Consider the following 19,063-nt stretch of genomic DNA (forward strand, 5'->3'; position numbering starts at 1 on the left):
TAAATTGAATATCCATGAAATGACGAAAGAACAGCTCGCAGAAGAGTCGTTCATTAATATTACCTACCAAATCCTTACAGAACGACGCGAGTCCCTGACTTTGCAGCAGTTGATGGACGAAATCCAGAAACTTACAGGCGTTTCTGATAAGGTAATGAAAGATAAACTTGTTCAATTCTACACAGACATGAACATCGATGGCCGTTTCCTTGCGATCCAAGACAATCGCTGGGGGCTGCGTGAGTGGTATCCGGTTGATCAAATCGAAGAAGAAACGGCTCCGGTCGTAAAAGTCCGCAAGAAGAAAAAGAAGAAAAAAGATTATGATGATGAAGACGAAGAAGTGGAAGACGACGACGAGGATGAAGAGATCTTCGACGAAGAATATGTCGAACTCGGCGAAGAAGATGATGATGATGCTGAAGAAGACGACGACGAGGAAGAAGTCGTTGAAATCGAAGAAGATCTGATTGATCCTGATGACGATTTAGAAGTGATTCCTGATGAAGAACTCGACCTTGATGAAGAGGATGAGGAAGAAGAAGAGGAAGACGAAGAGTACGAGGAAGAAAAATAACAAGACTTGACTTTTAGCGCCTGAAAATATAAGATTTGTATGGGCTCCTGAAAAGGACACATGAATTCGTGTATACGCGCTCCTTATTGTAGTTCACTACAACTGGGGCGCTTTTTTTATTTTTCATCTGAATCCAGCGGTGTAACATTGCTGGATTCAGATGTGGCCTCCGGCGGATGTCAGGTATTTTGAGGGGAGCTAATTTCGCAAAGCTTATCCAAAATCCCGACCAATCACGCCGAGGCGAGATTGATTTCATCAGCCTTCGAGCATGTAAATAGAACAAATGGAGGAACTACACATGACTAAATATATTTTTATCACCGGCGGCGTTGTATCGTCTTTAGGTAAGGGGATTAACGCAGCATCACTTGGCAGACTGCTCAAGAACCGCGGTTTAAAAGTAACGAATCAAAAATTTGATCCATACATTAATATTGATCCGCGCATGATGAGTCCTTACCAGCACGGCGAAGTTTTCGTGACGGAAGACGGAGCTGAAACGGATCTTGATATCGGTCACTACGAACGTTTCATTGACATTCAATGTAACCAATACTCTAACGTGACGATGGGGAAAGTGTATGATCTCGTACTCCGCAAAGAGCGCAGCGGTGAATATAAAGGAGCGACTGTTCAGGTCATTCCGCATATCACGAATGAAATCAAAGAGCTGATCAAACGTGCAGGCGAAACATTGGATGCCGACGTCGTAATTACTGAAATCGGCGGAAGTGTCGGCGATATCGAATCATTGCCGTACCTTGAAGCAATCCGCCAATTGAAGACGGATCTTGGCAAAAATGACGTGATGTACATTCACAACACCTTGATCCCTTATCTTCATGCAGCAGGCGAAATGAAGACAAAACCGACTCAGCACAGCGTAAAGGAATTAAGAAGTCTCGGAATCCAGCCGAATATGATTGTCGTGCGCAGTGAGTACCCGGTTCCTCAGGAAATGAAGGATAAGATTGCGTTATTCTGTAACATCAAGCCGGAGGAAGTCATTGAAGCACTTGATGCTGAAACACTTTATGAAGTGCCGCTTCGTCTGAATGAACAGCATATGGATCAGATTGTTGTTGATTACCTTGGACTGGAAACACCGCAGCCGGATATTTCCGATATCGAAGAACTGGTGAAAGTCGTAAAATCATTGAAAGAAAAAGTGAAAATCGCGCTTGTCGGTAAATATGTTGAACTGCAAGATGCGTATATTTCAGCGGTGGAAGCTATGCGTCATGCAGGATATGCATTCAGTACAGATATCGATATCAAATGGATTAATTCTGAAGAAGTAACTGCGGAAAACGTAGAAGAATTGCTCGGGGACGCTGATGGAATCCTGGTTCCCGGCGGTTTCGGAGATCGTGGAATTGACGGTAAAATCGAAGCGATTACGTATGCACGTGAACATAAAGTACCGTTCTTCGGCATCAGTCTGGGACTGCAATTAGCTGCTGCAGAAATCGCCCGCAATGTCGCCGGACTCGACAAGGCACATTCATTGGAGTTTGACACAGTAACTGAACACAATGTCACAACATTCCACCCTGACTGCCATACTGCTGAAGAAGCAGACAGCACATTGCGTCTTGGTTCTTATCCATGTAAATTGTCGGAGAACACGAAAGCGTATAATGCATATGGTGAAGAATTGGTTTACGAGCGTCACCGACACCGGTATGAAATCAATCTAGCGTACCGCGCGCAGCTTGAAGAAGCCGGCTTCATCGTGTCGGGAATCAGCCCGGACGGCCGTCTCATCGAAGTAATGGAGCTGCAAGAGCATCCATTCTTCATCGGCTGCCAGTTCCATCCGGAGTTCGCATCTCGCCCGACTCGGCCACAGCCGTTGTTCCGCGAATTCATCCGCGCAGCATTGGACAATCGTAAATAATCAAAACGCCCGCAAAAGTTTTTTAACACTTTTGCGGGCGTTTTTTCATTCGAAATCGTCATCATCGCCGAGCATCTCGTCGAGCGATAATTTTACTGCTTCATAGACGAACAAGGCTGCCAGGGCATGAGGTTGCACAATCCGTTCACCGTCTGGACCCGGGATCAATCCTTTTTTCAGCCCTGTCGAGATATACGTAAACGCCAGATCGGCGAGTTCATTGGTTTCGTCATGCGGGTCTGCTGTCAAGACGGCAAATGGAATGAATTTATCTGCCAGCTGCCTGGCCAGCTGAAGAGCAGACGGATGATCCGCCTTTCGAGCAAGCAGCCAAACACGGTCTGCTGCAGTGAACGACAGGTCCTCAGTATAATGGACAGCTCGCTTCAAAGGCTCAGCTCCATGCAAAGCAGTAGCTGTGATTGCGTCCATCTCTTCAAAACCGGCAATCACAATCCGTCCTTCTCCAACCAAAGCCTGAGCGAGCAGCCGGGCTGTTTCTTCTATTGACTCTTCCTGTCCATCCGCGATTCGTTCCAAAAGACCTCGAATCTGGGTCGTTAACATCTTCATATTTATCCCTCCAAATGTTCAGTATAAGAAATTAAAGCAAGAAGTGCAAAAACCAATGACTTTAAATAGAGGAATTAATGGAATTATTACGAATAATATACATTAGAATGAAATGCGGTTTGAATGGTGTGGATTTAGTGTGTGCGGGTTTCATTGCTCGATTTTGCAGGAAGTTTGAACGAAGTGAGTGTTTGCAGTTTGAACCCGCTTCGGCGCTGGCGTAAGGCCGACCCCGCAGTTGCACCTTCACTAGTGTGGAGAATGCATGATATGCTACTATCTTGCAGAATATGGATTTAGTTGGCATGGTTTCCTTTTTCGAACTTTGTAAAGCATTAACACAAGATTCTTAGCCTTTGCAGAATGATAAGTATTGCATGAAAAACTACCTATCATAAAAGGTCACACGGTATGTTCAAACTGCCACTCACATAAAAATTATTGAAAAACCAGCTAGTGTACCGGAGTGAAAGCCGTCACGAAGAACGGCTTTTGCGAATAAAAGCGTAGCGTTAGGAGCACTGGTTTTAGGCGATTCCGGGAGGATCAGCCCGATAGGATGAGACAACTAAAGGGAGCGAAGCGAAAATAACGTGTAGAAAAGACTCTGTATTGCCTTAATTTTTACAAAGAGCGCAAAAATACGGCAAAGCGAACCCTTCGCTGTTCGCTTGGCTCACCGAGGGCCCTCCCGAAAGCGTCCGCCTGGAATGCAGGGAAACGGTCTCTTCCCGCGTAACCATTTTACGTCTGGAAATAAGTACTAATTTAAAATTCATTTTAATAAAAATATTTTCATTTGAAAACGTGTTCTTTGAAACTGCTATCTTCTATATGTATTTCAAAAAAGGTTTATGGTCAAAAAAGTATTGAGGAGGAATTCATTTGAAGCAAATATTGATAGTCGATGATCAGCCGGGCATACGTATGCTGCTGGAAGAAATATTCAAACAAGCGGGTCTTAAACCAACATTAGCCTCAAACGGCAAGGACGCCTTACATATACTGAGTGAGATGAAGCCGGACTGTATACTGCTGGACATGAAAATGCCCGGCATGAACGGTGTCGAAGTACTGCGCGAAATCAGGAAGCAAATGCCTGATGCACTTGTCATGATGATGACGGCCTACAGTGAAATCGAACTGACTGACGAAGCTGGGAAACTTGGCGTCGATCACCACTTCACGAAACCTTTTGATATATTTGAAGTACGCGACACAGTCTTGAACAGGTTGGAAAGACGAGACGTCTGACAGTAGTAATAATGAATGGAATTTGATATGCTAGAGAGCAGAAAGAATAATGAAACAGACAAACCGTCGAAAGCCAAGGAGGAAATTTTCATGCCACTCGTCTCGATGAAAGATATGATGATTAAAGGTAAAAAAGAAGGATATGCCATCGGTCAATTTAATATAAATAACTTAGAATATACCCAAGCAATACTGCAGGCTGCGGAAGAAGAGAAGTCTCCCGTCATTTTAGGAGTTTCTGAAGGCGCGGCACGTTATATGGGCGGCTTCAAAACAGTTGTCATGATGGTCAAAGGTTTGATGGAGGACTACGGAACAACTGTGCCGGTTGCAATTCATTTAGATCACGGCTCCAGCTATGAAAAATGCAAAGAAGCAATTGAAGCAGGTTTCACTTCAGTTATGATTGATGCTTCGTCCAAGCCGCTTGCAGAAAATATCGAAACCACAAAAAAAGTAGTGGAATTGGCAAAACAGCATAATGTCTCTGTAGAGGCTGAACTTGGGGTTGTCGGCGGACAGGAAGACGATATTATCGCAGAAGGCGTAATTTATGCAGATCCTGCAGAATGCCGGGAACTTGTAGAAAAGACAGGTATTGACTGCCTGGCTCCCGCGCTTGGTTCCGTGCACGGTCCGTATAAAGGGGAACCGAACCTGGGCTTTAAAGAAATGGAAGAAATCTCGAATCAAGGGGATATTCCTCTCGTGCTTCATGGCGGAACAGGAATCCCTACTGAAGATATCCAGCGTGCGATTTCATTGGGCACGTCTAAAATCAATGTCAATACAGAAAACCAAATTCAAGGAACACAGGCGGTCCGTGACACACTGAATGCAGATTCAGATGTTTATGATCCGCGTAAATTCCTTACACCGATGCGTGAAGCGATCAAAAAAACTGTCATCGGCAAAATGCGCGAATTCGGCAGTTCCCAGCAAGCGTAATCCAGAAATACCCGCAACAAAGGAGGAGCGCAATATGTCTCCTTCTTTTGTGTTTTTTGTCTAGATTAAAATCTTTTCTTGATAACTTGTCTGGTATGTATTAAGAGAACTATGTTGTAATTTGGCAATGCTTCGGCGCTGGGGGATTGCCTTACGCTTTGAGCCAGCTGGCGAAGAACGTGTATCACTGCCTTAATTTCTACAAAGAATGCAGAAATACGTCAAAGCGAACCCGACGCTGTTTGCTTAGCACCGCCCCGCAGTTGCGCCTACGCTGGTGTGGGTAAGTAATAACGTGCTGACTTTTTGCAGAGTGTAAGTTGAGTTGGCGTGGTTTCGTTTCTTCACTTTGTAAACGCGATAATCACAAGAACCTAAGCCTTTGCAGAATGCTAAGTATTGCATGAAACGCTAAACCTATCATAATAAGCCTAAATAGTATGCTCATACTGCCACTCATATAAAAAGTATTGAAATACCAGCCAGTGTACCGGAGTGGAAGGCGGCGACTCGGGGAGGATTAGCCCGATAGGATGAGACAACTAAAGGGAGCGAAGCGACCAGTTGGCTCACCGAGGGCCCTCCCGAACGCGTCCGCCTGGAACGCAGGGAAACGGTCTTCTTCCACTTACTAACCCATACTACGTAAACTATCATAAAGTAAACTGTGAAGCGTGCTTTTTTATAAAGAGCCTGTATTTTAACAGTAAAAACTAGGAGGCAACATGACATGAAATTTTTCATAGATACTGCAAACTTTGATGAAATAAAAGAAGCACACAGCTGGGGGATTATCTCAGGCGTAACAACCAATCCTTCATTGGTGGCAAAAGAAGATATTTCATTCCATGACCGTTTGAAAGAAATTACTGCACTTGTTCCCGGATCAGTCAGCGCAGAAGTAATTTCACTGGATGCAGAAGGAATGATTAAAGAAGGACGCGAACTGGCTGCCCTTGCGGAAAATATTACCGTCAAGCTGCCGATGACGCCTGAAGGTCTGAAAGCCTGTTCAGTATTTGCTGCAGAGGGCATCAAAACAAATGTCACGCTGATCTTCAGTGCGAACCAGGCACTGCTGGCCGCTCGTGCCGGCGCAACTTATGTGTCACCTTTTATTGGCCGTTTAGACGATATCGGACAAAATGGAACTGAACTAATTGAAACTATTTCAGATATTTTCACGATTCATGATCTGGACACGCAAATTATTGCGGCTTCGATCAGACATCCTCAACATATTACGGCTGCCGCTTTAGCAGGGGCGCATATTGCAACGACACCATTTAATGTATTGAAAAGTTTATTCGCCCATCCGCTGACAGCAAAAGGCATCGATCAGTTTTTACAAGACTGGGAAACCAGAACGAATAAGTGACGGAATCAATCATGCTCCGGCGTGATGGTATCTGGATTCAAAACAAAAGGAGATCGAAATGGACGTTTACAAAATTAGAGGTGGAAAACAGCTGCAAGGGACTGTGAGAGTAAGCGGCGCAAAGAATAGTGCAGTAGCTTTGATTCCTGCAGCTATTCTCGCTGATTCGCCGGTAACGATTGCAGGTCTTCCGGAAATTTCTGATGTAGAGACACTGCAGCTGCTGGTGGAAGAAATCGGCGGCAAAGTGCAAGTGGAAGACGGCAAAATGACGATTGATCCTTCAGAAATTGTATCTATGCCGCTGCCGAACGGCAATGTCAAGAAACTTCGGGCATCCTCCTACATGATGGGTGCATTGCTCGGCAAGTTTAAGCACGCGGTTATCGGACTGCCCGGCGGCTGCCATTTAGGACCGCGGCCAATCGATCAGCATATTAAAGGATTCGAAGCACTCGGCGCAAAAGTGACCAATGAACACGGTGCGATTTATCTGCGTGCAGATGAACTGCGCGGTGCCAAAATTTATTTAGACGTTGTTAGTGTGGGAGCGACCATTAATATCATGCTCGCTGCTGTCATGGCAAAAGGAAAAACAGTGATTGAAAATGCAGCAAAAGAACCGGAAATCATTGATGTGGCAACACTATTGTCCAATATGGGCGCGAACATCAAAGGAGCCGGAACAAACGTCATTCGAATCGAAGGGGTAGAAAGTTTACACGGTACGAAACATACGATCATCCCCGATCGAATTGAGACGGGAACCTATATGATAATGGCGGCGGCAGTCGGCGATGGTATTACGATTGATAATGTCATTCCACTGCACGTCGAAGCAATTACGGCCAAACTTCGTGAAATGGGCGTCAAAATCGAAGTGGGCGAAGAACAGATTTTTATTCCGAAAACGGAGAAGCTGGAAGCAGTGGATGTGAAAACACTGGTTTATCCGGGATTCCCGACGGATCTTCAGCAACCGTTCTGCGTGCTGTCGACCCAGGCGCAGGGCTCCTCGATTTTAACGGATACGATCTATCCCGCGCGTTTTAAGCAAATCGACGAACTTCGCCGAATGAATGCCGACGGGCGTGTGGAAGGGCGTTCTGCAATTATTTCAGGACCTACTCAATTGCAGGCGGCAACAGTGCGCGCATCTGATCTGCGTGCCGGTGCGGCGCTGATGATTGCCGGTTTGATTGCAAGCGGAGAAACAGAAATTCAGGATATCGAACATATTGAACGCGGCTATAGCCGGATCATCTCCAAGCTGCAAAATCTTGGTGCCGATATTCAAAAAGTAGAAGGTCTGACCGCAGCTTCAATTTCCGAGTGACAGTAATTTGTAATTTCGTGTATAATAGACCATAACGACACATCCAGACAGCGTGCAATCATGGGTGCGGACGTAGGCAAATGAAAGGTAAAACGCGACAAGCGCCTTACCGCAAACAGGAGGAACAAAACAGTATGGAACGTAGTTTATCGATGGAATTAGTGCGTGTAACAGAGGCGGCAGCAGTTTCAGCAGCCCGCTGGATGGGACGCGGTTTGAAGAATGAAGCAGATGATGCAGCTACAGAAGCCATGAGAACAGTATTTGATACAATTCCAATGGAAGGCGTAGTCGTAATCGGTGAAGGCGAAATGGACGAGGCTCCGATGCTATATATCGGTGAAAAACTCGGGACAGGCCACGGACCGGCAGTTGATGTTGCGGTTGATCCGCTCGAAGGCACGAATATCGTAGCGTCAGGCGGATGGAATGCGCTTGCTGTACTTGCAGTTGCAGACAAAGGTAATTTGCTGAATGCTCCTGATATGTATATGGACAAAATCGCAGTCGGACCTGAAGCGGTCGGCAAGATTGATATAGATGCATCAGTTACAGACAACCTGAAAGCTGTAGCGAAAGCGAAAAACAAATCGGTTAATGATCTGGTAGCCTCTGTATTGAACCGTGAGCGTCATAAAGAAATTATCGAAGAGATCCGTGCAGCAGGCGCGCGTATCAAGTTAATTGAAGACGGCGACGTAGCTGCCGCATTGAATACAGCATTCGATGACACAGGCGTGGATATTTTATTCGGCATGGGCGGTGCTCCTGAAGGCGTAATCGCGGCAGTTGGATTGAAATGTCTGGGCGGAGAGATCCAAGGGCGTCTCGTTCCTTCTAATGATGAAGAAAGAGAACGCTGCATCAAAATGGGCATCGATGTCGATAAAGTATTGAAAATGGATGACCTGGTAAAAGGCGATGACTGTATTTTTGCTGCAACCGGTGTAACAGACGGTGAATTAATGGACGGCGTGCAATTCAAAGGTTCATATTGCCGGACACAGTCACTTGTCATGCGTTCTAAATCAGGCACAATCCGTTTTGTAGAAGGTCGCCACAGCATGAAGAAAAAACCACTTCTCGTTATGCAAGACTAACTCCCTCACCACCCGGTTCAGCCGGGTTTCTATTTCCTGAAACTATCAACGATCCATAATGCAGGCTATTGCGGAAAGGAAGGACATCAAGTGTCCTCCTTTCTGTTTAATAGCGTCAAATAATCCTAATACTATAAATGAAGAGTGGTGTGCGTATAAATGACGATGATTACCCTTGCAGACCTAGAGAATATGACGCTCAAGGAACTGTACGCGCTTGCGAAAAAGTACAAGATTACGAACTACAGCAAGCTGACTAAGAAAGAATTAATATTTGCGATTTTGAAATCACGTGCAGAAGAAGAAGGCTTTTTCTTCATGGAAGGTGTGCTGGAGATCATCCAGTCGGAAGGCTATGGTTTCTTGCGTCCGATCAACTATTCCTCGAGCTCCGAAGATATTTACATATCGGCATCCCAAATCCGCCGCTTCGATCTGCGTAACGGCGATAAAGTTACCGGAAAAGTCCGTCCGCCAAAAGAAAATGAGCGGTACTACGGGCTGCTTCAGGTAGAAGCAGTAAACGGCCAAAACCCGGAAGTAGCACGCGAGCGTGTACATTTCCCGGCACTTACTCCTTTATATCCAGACCGGCAGATCCGATTAGAAACGACAAAAAGTAATGTTTCGACACGAATTATGGATCTCGTCTCACCTGTTGGATTTGGTCAGCGCGGATTAATCGTTGCTCCACCAAAAGCAGGAAAGACGATGCTTCTGAAAGAAATTGCTAATTCTATCACAACGAACCATCCGGAAGCGGAATTAATCGTTTTGCTAATTGATGAAAGACCGGAAGAGGTAACGGATATCGAACGCTCTGTAAACGCCGATGTGGTCAGTTCTACATTCGATGAAGAACCACAGAATCATGTCAAAGTGGCAGAACTGGTACTTGAACGGGCAATGCGCCTGGTAGAGAGTAAACGCGATGTCATCATCCTGATGGACTCCATTACTCGTCTGGCACGTGCGTTTAACTTGGTCATCCCTCCAAGCGGACGAACATTATCCGGGGGTATTGACCCGGCTGCTTTCCACCGGCCGAAACGATTCTTCGGTGCCGCACGTAACATCGAAGAGGGCGGCAGCTTAACCATTCTGGCAACAGCTCTGATTGAAACCGGCTCCCGTATGGACGAAGTCATTTATGAAGAATTTAAAGGAACCGGCAACATGGAACTGCATCTCGACCGCAGCCTTGCCGAACGCAGAATCTTCCCGGCACTCGACATCCGCCGCTCAGGAACACGTAAAGAAGAACTGCTTATTCCGCCGGAAAAACTCGAAAAACTCTGGGCCATCAGAAAAACCTTCTCTGATTCCAACGACTTCACCGAGCGCTTCATGAAAAAACTCCGCCAGTCCGACAACAACGAAGAGTTTTTTGAAAAGCTGAATGAAGAAATGAAAGCGCATCGTAAGGGCAAGGGATTGATTTAAGGATTTTAAATAAAAAAATTTTGTGCATTAGTTTAGTGCTAGAGGATTTTCACTACAGACGGGACGCTTTCCGCGGGCATGGCTTGAGTCTCCTCGTCGCTTTGCTCCTGCGGGGTCTCAAGGCTCATGCTCATAACGCTACGCTTTTACTCGCAAAAGTAATTGCTATTCCCGCAGGAGTCGCCCGTCTTCCGTTTCAATCCTTACTTTGCTAATACAAACACAGAGCAAGAGCACTGAAGTTTTCTAAAATCTGAGAAGTTTTGATGATCACATAGTATATAAAATTTCATGTCTCATTGATCATTGCTAAGTTCAAAGCAGTTGAAACAATTTTGAAATTTTATTTTAGATTCAGAGTACATCAGCTAGTAAGATTCAACGAGCAATACTTAGTATTTTGTGATACATAGTAGGGATTGGAGCGTCGGGTGGCGACTCCCGGAGGATCAGCCCGACAGATGAGACGACTTTGGGGAGCTTGCGACCAAGTCGGCTCACCGCGGGCCCTCGGGAAAGCGTCCACCCAGAGCGCAAATCCCCTACTGCATACAAAGTAGCTCTAAACTTCATTAAGATCTAACCCAATAAAAACCCAAACCAAACTGTTGCACAGCCTGTCCGATTTTGATATACTATTCAAGTACGGTATTTCCGTACAACTGCATATACAGCTGACAAATACGGGCTGTGTACGGCATCGATCCGTTTTATTGGCATCTGCCGATAGAACGCCTTATAAATTTATACTCTGTTCCAGATGGTTCAGGGCGAGAGGAGAGAGACCGATGAAAGCAGGAATTCATCCGGATTACAAACTTGCAAAAGTAACTTGCTCATGTGGCAATACATTCGAAACAGGTTCTGTAAAAGAGGATATTCGAGTGGAAGTATGCTCAGAATGTCACCCATTCTACACTGGACGCCAAAAGTTTGCTGCAGCGGACGGCCGTGTCGACCGTTTCAACAAAAAATACGGCATCAAGTCAGAACAAGAACAAGAGTAATCAAATGCCAGATACCCGTCAGGTGCAGTCGTGCCAGACGGGTATTTTTATAGTCAGACGTGTGAAATCTGAGGCTGAATGATCATAGAACCCGCACGAACGCTCATATTGCGCGGCATCGTGATCATTAAAACCGCCTGAACGCTCATACGATCCCCGCGCGTGATCATAAACCGTCCGCAAGGGCTCATACTGACGTTCCGGATGCTCATAAGGTTTATCGCCGGCTGAAAGAAACTTCAAAAGCAACACCCGCAGCAAGATTCCAACCATACATAAGCAACAAGCTGAAAGGAGATTGACCATGTACGTTTCAATGCAAGGCGGCTGGATGGAAGTCATCTGCGGCAGTATGTTTTCAGGAAAATCGGAGGAGTTAATTCGCCGGATTCGCCGTGCCGAATTTGCCAAACAGAAAATCGCGGTATTCAAGCCGGAAATCGATGATCGCTACAGCGAAGAAGCGGTTGTCAGCCATGATGGCACGTCGATGATCGCCAATCCGATTTCCAAAGCGAGAGAAATACCGAACCTCGTGACAGATGATTTCGATGTGGTCGCCATTGATGAAGCACAGTTTTTTGATGAAGAAATTGTAGAAGTGGCGATAGGCCTGGCCAATCGCGGATTTCGTGTCATCATCGCAGGTCTCGATCAAGACTTCAGAGGAGAACCGTTCGGACCAATGCCGCGCTTGATGGCAGTTGCCGAATTGGTCACGAAACTGCAGGCAGTCTGCACGGTCTGCGGATCTCCTTCGAGCCGCACCCAGCGGTTGATTGACGGACGTCCGGCAAGCTCTGATGATCCGATTGTGCTGGTCGGCGCTTCTGAAGCTTACGAGCCGCGCTGCCGCCAGCATCATGAAGTACCGGCAGGCATCCGTGCAGAACAGGCAAAATAAAAAACATTCACCGTCTATCCAGAAGCTCGAACGGATAGGCGGTTCTGCTATACAGAAATAACCCAATACTCCAGAAGAGGTGAAATCATTATGTTCGACAGACTGCAGGCAGTGGAAGACCGTTACGATCGGCTCAATGAATTATTGAGTGATCCGGAAATCGTCAATGACCTGGATAAATTGCGTACGTATTCGAAGGAACAATCCGATTTGCAGGAAACCGTTGAAGTATACCGGGAATACAAAGAAGTGCAGGCTCAATACAAAAACGCAAAAGAAATGCTCGATGAACCGCTGGATGACGACATGAAAGAACTTGTGAAGATGGAGATCGATGAATTGGAAGAACGTATCGGGCCGCTTGAAGAACATCTGAAAATACTGCTTGTTCCAAAAGATCCGAATGACAATAAAAGTGTCATCATGGAAATCCGCGGTGCGGCAGGCGGCGACGAGGCCGCTTTATTCGCAGGCAGTCTATACCGTATGTACACGCGTTTCGCCGAAATGAATCATTGGAAAGTGGAAGTGATCGATTCGTCACCGACTGAACTTGGCGGTTTCAAGGAAATCATCTTCATGATTGACGGCAATGGAGCGTACTCCAAATTAAAATACGAAAACGGAGCGCACCGCGTACAGCGTGTACCGGAGACAGAGTCCGGCGGGCGGATTCATACGTCGACTGCCACGGTCGCTTGTCTGCCGGAAGCCGAAGAAGTGGAGATTGAAATTCATGATAAAGACATTCGTACAGATACATTTGCCTCATCCGGACCGGGCGGCCAATCCGTCAACACGACAATGTCTGCTGTTCGTCTGACACATTTGCCGACTGGCATCACGGTATCGATACAAGATGAAAAATCTCAAATCAAAAATAAAGAAAAAGCGATGAAAGTACTGCGTGCACGTGTGTACGATAAGTTCATGCAGGAAGTCCAGGCAGAATATGATCAAAAGCGGAAATCCGCAGTCGGTTCGGGAGATCGTTCAGAACGGATTCGAACTTATAATTTTCCGCAAAACCGCATTACTGACCATCGCATCGGCCTGACAATACAGAAACTGGACCAAGTAATTGAAGGGAAACTGGACGAAGTGATCGACGCGCTCATCATTGAAGAGCAGGCGCACCGTCTGGAAAGTCTGGATCAAAATGACTGAATCGATTTGGGAATCTGTTAAACGCGCCCAGGATTTGCTGGATGCCCGCGGGCTTGATGCAAATACGGCGGAATTAGCGATGCGGGCAGTCACGGGAAAAAGCCGGTCAGACTATCTGGCGAGCCTGCGTGAAGAGCTGCCGCATGAACTCCGCTCGCAATTTTCAGGCTATATAACAGAACTACTGACAGGCAAACCGATCCAATATATTCTCGGTGAAGAGTCTTTTTACGGTTATTCATTTGAAGTAAATGAACATGTACTGATACCGCGTCCGGAAACAGAGGAATTGGTTTATCATGCGCTCGAACGTGCGAATAAATTATTCGGAAACCGTCCGATTGAAATGGCAGATATCGGCACAGGAAGCGGTGCGATTGCAGTAGCTTTCAAAAAAGAACGTCCCTCCGCAAATGTGACGGCTACTGATTTCAGCGAAGAAGCGCTAAAAGTTGCCGCTCGCAATGCGGAGCGTAATGATGCCGTCATTACATTTTTGCAGGGAGATATGGAAGAACCGCTCACACCGCAAAAGTGGGATATCATCCTTTCCAATCCTCCATATATAGCCGAACAGGAAAAGAAAGAAATGTCTGCAACGGTATATGGTTTTGAGCCGGCGTCCGCTTTATTCGCCGAAGAAGAAGGACTGTATTTTTATCGGAGACTTGCAGCACGTCTTTCTCCTATGCTGAATAAACAGGCTTTCATTGGCTTTGAAATTGGTTATTTACAAGGAGAGAAAGTGCAGCAATTCCTGCAGGAAGCCTTCCCGCAGGCGAAAGTGGAGATCGTTCAGGATATCAATAAAAAAGACCGAATGATATTTTGTGAGATTACATGAATAAAATCTCTTTCTGCGGCTCATGATAGAGTGCAGGAGGGGATGACATGTTACAAGATTACACAATTGAAAAACCACAAACGAAAACTTCTAAGGTTCTTGCTATTATAGAATTTATACTGGTGCTGCTTGCAATTCAAGGAGTTCTGATCCTATTCTATCAGCCGGCGGAAACTAGTGAAATGCCGCAGTTTCGCATATTGGCAAATTCCAATACGGTTGAAGACCAGCAGATGAAGCAGCAGATTCAACAAGAAATTGCCCCGCTGCTCGCTTCGGCAGTCAATGAATCGGGAACGCCGGAGCAGATGCAGCGCCGAATGGAAGCAGCAAGCGCGGAGATTACACAGCTGGCAGCTCATCAGGCAAACGGACTTTCCGTGACATTCGAACACCAGGCGGCACTCATTCCGCCGAAACGCATCGGTTTTGCGATTCAAAAACAAGACGTGTATGACAGCTATATTTTGAAAATTGGCAAAGGCAAAGGGGATAATTGGTGGTGTGGATTGTTTCCGAATGTTTGCTATCCCGAAGAAACTGCAGCGGTTGAAACAGACGAAGAACCTGTTACATTCTTCATTTGGGAGTGGATAAAGTCGATCTTCTCGTAAAACTATTCACAATTTTTGTGGATAAAATAAGTAAAATGTGTATAAGAAGGGGTTGGACAGATGGAAACGCAAATGAAATCAGTGGATAACCTCGTGGATAATGAAAAGACATATGAACAAGCTGTGGATATCTTGAAATCGGGCGGCCTTGTCGCATTTCCGACTGAAACAGTATACGGACTCGGAGCAATTGCCACAGATGAGCAGGCAGTGCAGCAGATTTTTGAAGCAAAAGGAAGACCTGCGGATAATCCGCTCATCGTACATATCGGAAACAAATCGGATGCAGCAAAGTATGCGGCAGAAGTGCCAGAAGTGGCAGAGAGGCTAATGGAAGCTTTCTGGCCGGGGCCTTTGACGCTCGTCATGGAAATGAAACCGGGCGTTATCGCGAAAACAGTCACGGCTGGCATGTATACTTTGGCGATCCGCATGCCTGATCACCCTGTAGCCTTGGCACTGCTGCAGAAACTTCAGCTGCCTGTTGCAGCACCCAGTGCGAACCGCAGCGGAAAGCCGAGTCCGACAGAAGCGGAGCACGTCTATCATGATTTATTCGGAAAGATTCCGCTCATTTTAGACGGCGGCGCAACAGGAATCGGCGTGGAATCTACGGTACTGGATGTCACGGTTACTCCGCCCGTTATTCTGCGTCCCGGCGGTATCTCCAAAGAGCAGATAGAAGAACTGATCGGCACCGTTCATTTGGCGGCCAAGCCGGAAGATCAGACAACAACTCCGCGAGCGCCCGGCATGAAATATACGCATTACGCACCGGAAGCTCCTTTGTTCGTCATCGAACCGGACGCCGCCAGATTGGAAACTGCGCTGAATAGTATTCATCGTCAGGGAAAACGGGTTGCTGTGATTGGTCCCGATGAATTGCATACAGCGAATGCAGACTGGTACTTTTCGACAGGAGCAATAAGCAGCCATGAAGCGATGGCGGCGAATCTTTATAAAGCGATCCGGCAGAGTGATGCCACGGAAGCCGATGTGATCCTCGCAGTAGAAACAGATCTCTCGGGTATCGGTGCCGCCGTCATGAACCGGCTTGAAAAAGCTTCAGACGGCAAACGTTTTTCGGAATAAACGAATAGCCCCCTTCAGCAGACGCATAGGATAGATGCATGTGAACTGCGAGGGGGCTTACTTTTTGATTGAAATTATAGCAGCAATTGTTACGACAGTTGATATCCTCATTGTCTATACCGTTTTGCAACTGCGGCGCGGAAGATTGATGATCGCGCTGTGGACAACATTATTAAATATGCTATTGCCGCTCGTTGGTTTCTATATGGGCGAATGGACCGTCCACCTTTTTGCGGGCTGGAGTCAGGTGCTTTCCGGTGTTATGCTCGGATTAATCGGCTTGCATATCTTACTGGATGACGGAGAACAGCCGTCGATGATTCACAAGATGTCACCGATCTTCCTGGCACTGATGGTTAGTCTGGATGCGTTCACCGTCAGCGTAACATTCGGCATGATGCAGCTCAATAAATGGCTGTTCATTTTTGTTTCAGGCTTTTTCTCATTTTTCTTTTCTATCATTGCATTGTTATCCACAGGTCGGATACCTTTCATCAATGGCACATTTATTCGACGTATAACCGGCGTGATTTTCATAATAATAGGTGTAATGTCCTTCATATTTTAACAATTACTGTTTCTTTTTTCTCATATATCCGTTATTCTGTATAGTAGGTGAAGAAAATGAAAATTTATTTTATTTGTACAGGCAACACATGCAGAAGTCCGTTAGCGGAAGCGCTGCTGAAAAATGAAAACTTGCCTGGTGTGGAAGTAAGATCTGCAGGAATATATGCGATGGATGGACAGCCGATTTCAGCGAATTCCGCTCGGCTGCTGACAGAAGCCGGTATTTCATTCGATGGATTCTCAAATGAACTTACACCAGCCGATATGCAATGGGCCCAACTGGTTTTAACAATGACAGCGGGCCACCGGGATACGCTGCACCGCAGTTTTCCTGGTATGAAAGACAAGATTTTTACATTAAAAGAGTATGCAGGTGCAAGCGGAGGACTTGATGTCCATGATCCATACGGCGGCGACTTGGCGACATACCGCGAGACGTACATGGAACTGACGGAACTCATTCAAACCATCGCCCGGCAGCTTTCGGAGGGAAAACAATGAACGAAACTAGAACGAAAAAAGTGGGGCTGCGCAAAAAGCTGGTCTTATTTGTCGTAATTCTTGCAGTCATCACGTATTCAACGAGTGCAGTATTTATTAATTGGGTGCAGCCGACATTCTTCCCGAATACCCGGCCATTCGTATTTCAGTTGCTGACGTACGCAATGGGGGTTATGTGGTCGGGGATTTTAGCGGCACTGTTCAGTATCATTTTGACCAGGCCTCTGCAGCGTTTGGAAACTGCTGCAATGAAAGTGGCGGACGGGAAAATTGGCGTGGATATTCAATTACCGAATTCATCTGATGAAATTCATTCGGTATCTAAAGCGTTCCAGCAAGTAGTGTTGAATTTGCGCAGTATCATCGAGCAGATCGAATCGAACTTCCAGGCAACAGTCCAGTCAGTTGACGCATTGACGAAAGAAACAAGCGCGGCATCCGGACAGTCTGATGCGATTGCCCGTACAATCGGTGAAATATCAAACGGTGCAGAGACGACTGCGGCTGCCATTCAGGATACAGTCCATGCCATTGAAGATGTTCGTCAGCTTGCGCAGGAAGTAAACAGCCGCGCAGGCCAGTCATCCGAGCATTCGAAAGCGATGCTGAAAGAGCTGCATACGACAACGGATGTATTCCAGTCTGTGCTGTCCGGCATTCATCAAATGACCGAGCAAAGTGAGCAATCATTGGAAACGATTCAAGTGCTGGATGAAAACGCCCATAAAATCGGCGAAATCGTTGAAGTGGTAGGCAGCATCGCCGGACAGACGAACCTATTGGCGCTGAATGCTTCTATTGAAGCCGCGCGCGCTGGTGAACATGGCAAAGGTTTCGCCGTTGTTGCGGAAGAAGTACGCAACCTCGCTGATGAGAGTGCCAACGCCGTCCAAATGATTTCGGCACTTGTCCAAAGCATCCAGTCAGACGTCAAAAAAGTCGTCTCTGATATGAAACGGCAAGTCGACACGGCAGCCTCAGAAGCCGAACGAGCAACGAAAACCAATGAAAACGTCCAGTCCATGACCGAGACGATTCACACTATGGCCGCATCGGTAGACGAAATCACCGAGATCGTCAGCCGCCAGATGCAGACAATCGAACGCACTGCAAGACAGTCGATGGAAGTTGCTTCCATTGCAGAAGAAACGTCAGCAGGCGCAGAAGAAGTCCGGGCGGCAACCGAAGAGCAAGTAGCCTCTATTGAACAAACAGATGCCAAAGCACTCGAACTCAAGGTGCAGTCCGAAGAGCTTTATAAAGTGATCCGGAAGTTTGACCGAACTCCAGAATAGTTATAAACCTCCCGCTAAACGTCAGAGTATTGATGGACAAGCGGGAGGTTTTTTATGTCGTGCTGGCTTGGTAGTTTGCAGGAAGTTTGAAATAAGTGTGTGTTTGCAGTTTAAATTCGCTTCGGCGCTGGGGGATTGCCTTACGTGATAAGCTTACTGGCAAAGAACGCGGCTAGCTGCCAAAGAAGCTTCGCGGATGATCATAGTACCAGCTCAAGCGCTCATAGCTCAGCCTCAGCCGCTCATAGATACCGGCCACGTGATCATTCGGCTCGGCTGAGTGATCATCCAGCATCCCGCCGTGATCATTGAACCAGACTTCGCGCTCATAGCCGCTCCGCAGTTGCGCCTTCGCTGGTGTTAGGATGTAAGTTATGTTGCTTTTTTGTAGTGTATAAATTTAATTCGTATAGATTTCGTAACTCGACTTTGTAAACGCATTGGTTACAAGAATTTTAGCCTTTGCAGGATATTAATTATTGCATGAAATACCTAACCTATTATAATCATTCTAATATTATGCTCATACTGCCTACGCACACACAAAGTATTGAAAA

At 46.4% G+C, this 19,063-nt stretch carries 19 protein-coding genes; 17 read left to right on the forward strand and 2 right to left on the reverse strand.

Annotation, left to right across the window (positions count from 1 at the left end; genetic code table 11):
* Nucleotides 1-4 precede the first annotated feature (4 nt).
* Both rpoE and GDZ68_RS03110 read left to right on the forward strand, forming a co-directional pair.
* Complete coding sequence (gene rpoE / locus GDZ68_RS03105; protein WP_194841036.1) at nt 5-577, forward strand: DNA-directed RNA polymerase subunit delta; 573 nt, start codon at nt 5-7, stop codon at nt 575-577.
* A 301-nt stretch (nt 578-878) separates the two neighbouring features.
* Nucleotides 879-2,480, forward strand: a complete 1,602-nt coding sequence (locus tag GDZ68_RS03110) for a CTP synthase (RefSeq protein WP_153720825.1) — start codon at nt 879-881, stop codon at nt 2,478-2,480.
* 45 nt (nt 2,481-2,525) lie between these two features.
* On the opposite strand, the gene GDZ68_RS03115 is transcribed toward GDZ68_RS03110, so the two are convergent.
* A complete protein-coding gene (locus GDZ68_RS03115) occupies nt 2,526-3,053 on the reverse strand; it encodes a DUF2529 family protein (protein ID WP_153720826.1) in 528 nt (175 codons plus the stop codon).
* 885 nt (nt 3,054-3,938) lie between these two features.
* On the opposite strand from GDZ68_RS03115, the gene GDZ68_RS03120 reads away from it, so the two are divergent.
* The 7 genes from GDZ68_RS03120 to rpmE all read left to right on the forward strand — a co-directional run bounded on the left by GDZ68_RS03120 (nt 3,939) and on the right by rpmE (nt 11,519).
* A complete protein-coding gene (locus tag GDZ68_RS03120) occupies nt 3,939-4,307 on the forward strand; it encodes a response regulator (protein ID WP_153720827.1) in 369 nt (122 codons plus the stop codon).
* A 90-nt stretch (nt 4,308-4,397) separates the two neighbouring features.
* Nucleotides 4,398-5,255, forward strand: a complete 858-nt coding sequence (locus tag GDZ68_RS03125; protein WP_153720966.1) for a class II fructose-bisphosphate aldolase — start codon at nt 4,398-4,400, stop codon at nt 5,253-5,255.
* Nucleotides 5,256-5,985: 730 nt separating this feature from the next.
* Nucleotides 5,986-6,633, forward strand: a complete 648-nt coding sequence (gene fsa, locus GDZ68_RS03130; RefSeq protein ID WP_153720828.1) for a fructose-6-phosphate aldolase — start codon at nt 5,986-5,988, stop codon at nt 6,631-6,633.
* Nucleotides 6,634-6,691: 58 nt separating this feature from the next.
* Nucleotides 6,692-7,969 (forward strand): UDP-N-acetylglucosamine 1-carboxyvinyltransferase, encoded by a 1,278-nt coding sequence (locus GDZ68_RS03135; protein ID WP_153720829.1) that lies wholly within the window; start codon nt 6,692-6,694, stop codon nt 7,967-7,969.
* Nucleotides 7,970-8,103: 134 nt separating this feature from the next.
* Nucleotides 8,104-9,069 carry a class II fructose-bisphosphatase gene (glpX, locus tag GDZ68_RS03140; protein ID WP_153720830.1) on the forward strand — a complete coding sequence of 322 codons (966 nt, stop codon included), beginning with the start codon at nt 8,104-8,106 and terminating at the stop codon, nt 9,067-9,069.
* Nucleotides 9,070-9,228: 159 nt separating this feature from the next.
* On the forward strand, nt 9,229-10,512 hold the full coding sequence (gene rho / locus GDZ68_RS03145; RefSeq protein ID WP_153720831.1) for a transcription termination factor Rho: 1,284 nt from the start codon (nt 9,229-9,231) through the stop codon (nt 10,510-10,512).
* Between the two features lie 788 nt (nt 10,513-11,300).
* Nucleotides 11,301-11,519, forward strand: coding sequence for a 50S ribosomal protein L31 (rpmE, locus tag GDZ68_RS03150; protein ID WP_153720832.1), 219 nt, complete (start codon nt 11,301-11,303; stop codon nt 11,517-11,519).
* 18 nt (nt 11,520-11,537) lie between these two features.
* Here rpmE and GDZ68_RS03155 read toward each other — a convergent pair whose 3' ends face one another.
* Nucleotides 11,538-11,762 (reverse strand): hypothetical protein, encoded by a 225-nt coding sequence (locus GDZ68_RS03155; RefSeq protein ID WP_153720833.1) that lies wholly within the window; start codon nt 11,760-11,762, stop codon nt 11,538-11,540.
* A 61-nt stretch (nt 11,763-11,823) separates the two neighbouring features.
* Here GDZ68_RS03155 and GDZ68_RS03160 point away from each other — a divergent pair, with 61 nt between their 5' ends.
* From GDZ68_RS03160 to GDZ68_RS03195, 8 genes are all read left to right on the forward strand, one after another.
* Nucleotides 11,824-12,423: a thymidine kinase gene (locus tag GDZ68_RS03160; protein ID WP_153720834.1), complete on the forward strand. Its 600-nt coding sequence runs from the start codon at nt 11,824-11,826 to the stop codon at nt 12,421-12,423.
* 90 nt (nt 12,424-12,513) lie between these two features.
* Entirely contained in the window at nt 12,514-13,590 is a 1,077-nt protein-coding gene (gene prfA / locus GDZ68_RS03165; protein ID WP_153720835.1) for a peptide chain release factor 1, read from the forward strand.
* A complete protein-coding gene (gene prmC, locus GDZ68_RS03170) occupies nt 13,583-14,434 on the forward strand; it encodes a peptide chain release factor N(5)-glutamine methyltransferase (protein WP_153720836.1) in 852 nt (283 codons plus the stop codon). Before prfA ends, prmC begins: the two co-directional genes overlap by 8 nt.
* A 47-nt stretch (nt 14,435-14,481) precedes the next feature.
* Complete coding sequence (locus GDZ68_RS03175) at nt 14,482-15,048, forward strand: stage II sporulation protein R (protein ID WP_153720837.1); 567 nt, start codon at nt 14,482-14,484, stop codon at nt 15,046-15,048.
* 60 nt (nt 15,049-15,108) lie between these two features.
* Nucleotides 15,109-16,140, forward strand: coding sequence for an L-threonylcarbamoyladenylate synthase (locus GDZ68_RS03180; protein ID WP_153720838.1), 1,032 nt, complete (start codon nt 15,109-15,111; stop codon nt 16,138-16,140).
* A 64-nt stretch (nt 16,141-16,204) separates the two neighbouring features.
* Nucleotides 16,205-16,708, forward strand: coding sequence for a manganese efflux pump (locus tag GDZ68_RS03185; RefSeq protein WP_194841037.1), 504 nt, complete (start codon nt 16,205-16,207; stop codon nt 16,706-16,708).
* A gap of 56 nt (nt 16,709-16,764) precedes the next feature.
* On the forward strand, nt 16,765-17,211 hold the full coding sequence (locus GDZ68_RS03190; RefSeq protein ID WP_153720840.1) for a low molecular weight protein arginine phosphatase: 447 nt from the start codon (nt 16,765-16,767) through the stop codon (nt 17,209-17,211).
* Nucleotides 17,208-18,506, forward strand: coding sequence for a methyl-accepting chemotaxis protein (locus GDZ68_RS03195; RefSeq protein ID WP_153720841.1), 1,299 nt, complete (start codon nt 17,208-17,210; stop codon nt 18,504-18,506). Before GDZ68_RS03190 ends, GDZ68_RS03195 begins: the two co-directional genes overlap by 4 nt.
* Nucleotides 18,507-19,063: the final 557 nt, after the last annotated feature.

The sequence above is a fragment of the Sporosarcina cascadiensis genome, assembly GCF_009650995.1.
GTDB classification, from domain to species: Bacteria; Bacillota; Bacilli; order Bacillales_A; family Planococcaceae; genus Sporosarcina; species Sporosarcina cascadiensis.

What these genes read in the sequence shown, in the direction of transcription:
- GDZ68_RS03175 (WP_153720837.1), top strand. Translation starts at nt 14,482, where the DNA reads ATGTTACAAGATTACACAATTGAAAAACCACAAACGAAAACTTCTAAG.
- prmC (WP_153720836.1), top strand. Translation starts at nt 13,583, where the DNA reads ATGACTGAATCGATTTGGGAATCTGTTAAACGCGCCCAGGATTTGCTG.
- GDZ68_RS03180 (WP_153720838.1), top strand. Translation starts at nt 15,109, where the DNA reads ATGGAAACGCAAATGAAATCAGTGGATAACCTCGTGGATAATGAAAAG.
- glpX (WP_153720830.1), top strand. Translation starts at nt 8,104, where the DNA reads ATGGAACGTAGTTTATCGATGGAATTAGTGCGTGTAACAGAGGCGGCA.
- GDZ68_RS03125 (WP_153720966.1), top strand. Translation starts at nt 4,398, where the DNA reads ATGCCACTCGTCTCGATGAAAGATATGATGATTAAAGGTAAAAAAGAA.
- GDZ68_RS03110 (WP_153720825.1), top strand. Translation starts at nt 879, where the DNA reads ATGACTAAATATATTTTTATCACCGGCGGCGTTGTATCGTCTTTAGGT.
- rho (WP_153720831.1), top strand. Translation starts at nt 9,229, where the DNA reads ATGACGATGATTACCCTTGCAGACCTAGAGAATATGACGCTCAAGGAA.
- GDZ68_RS03115 (WP_153720826.1), bottom strand. Translation starts at nt 3,053, where the DNA reads ATGAAGATGTTAACGACCCAGATTCGAGGTCTTTTGGAACGAATCGCG.
- GDZ68_RS03190 (WP_153720840.1), top strand. Translation starts at nt 16,765, where the DNA reads ATGAAAATTTATTTTATTTGTACAGGCAACACATGCAGAAGTCCGTTA.
- rpmE (WP_153720832.1), top strand. Translation starts at nt 11,301, where the DNA reads ATGAAAGCAGGAATTCATCCGGATTACAAACTTGCAAAAGTAACTTGC.
- GDZ68_RS03135 (WP_153720829.1), top strand. Translation starts at nt 6,692, where the DNA reads ATGGACGTTTACAAAATTAGAGGTGGAAAACAGCTGCAAGGGACTGTG.
- fsa (WP_153720828.1), top strand. Translation starts at nt 5,986, where the DNA reads ATGAAATTTTTCATAGATACTGCAAACTTTGATGAAATAAAAGAAGCA.
- prfA (WP_153720835.1), top strand. Translation starts at nt 12,514, where the DNA reads ATGTTCGACAGACTGCAGGCAGTGGAAGACCGTTACGATCGGCTCAAT.
- GDZ68_RS03160 (WP_153720834.1), top strand. Translation starts at nt 11,824, where the DNA reads ATGTACGTTTCAATGCAAGGCGGCTGGATGGAAGTCATCTGCGGCAGT.
- GDZ68_RS03195 (WP_153720841.1), top strand. Translation starts at nt 17,208, where the DNA reads ATGAACGAAACTAGAACGAAAAAAGTGGGGCTGCGCAAAAAGCTGGTC.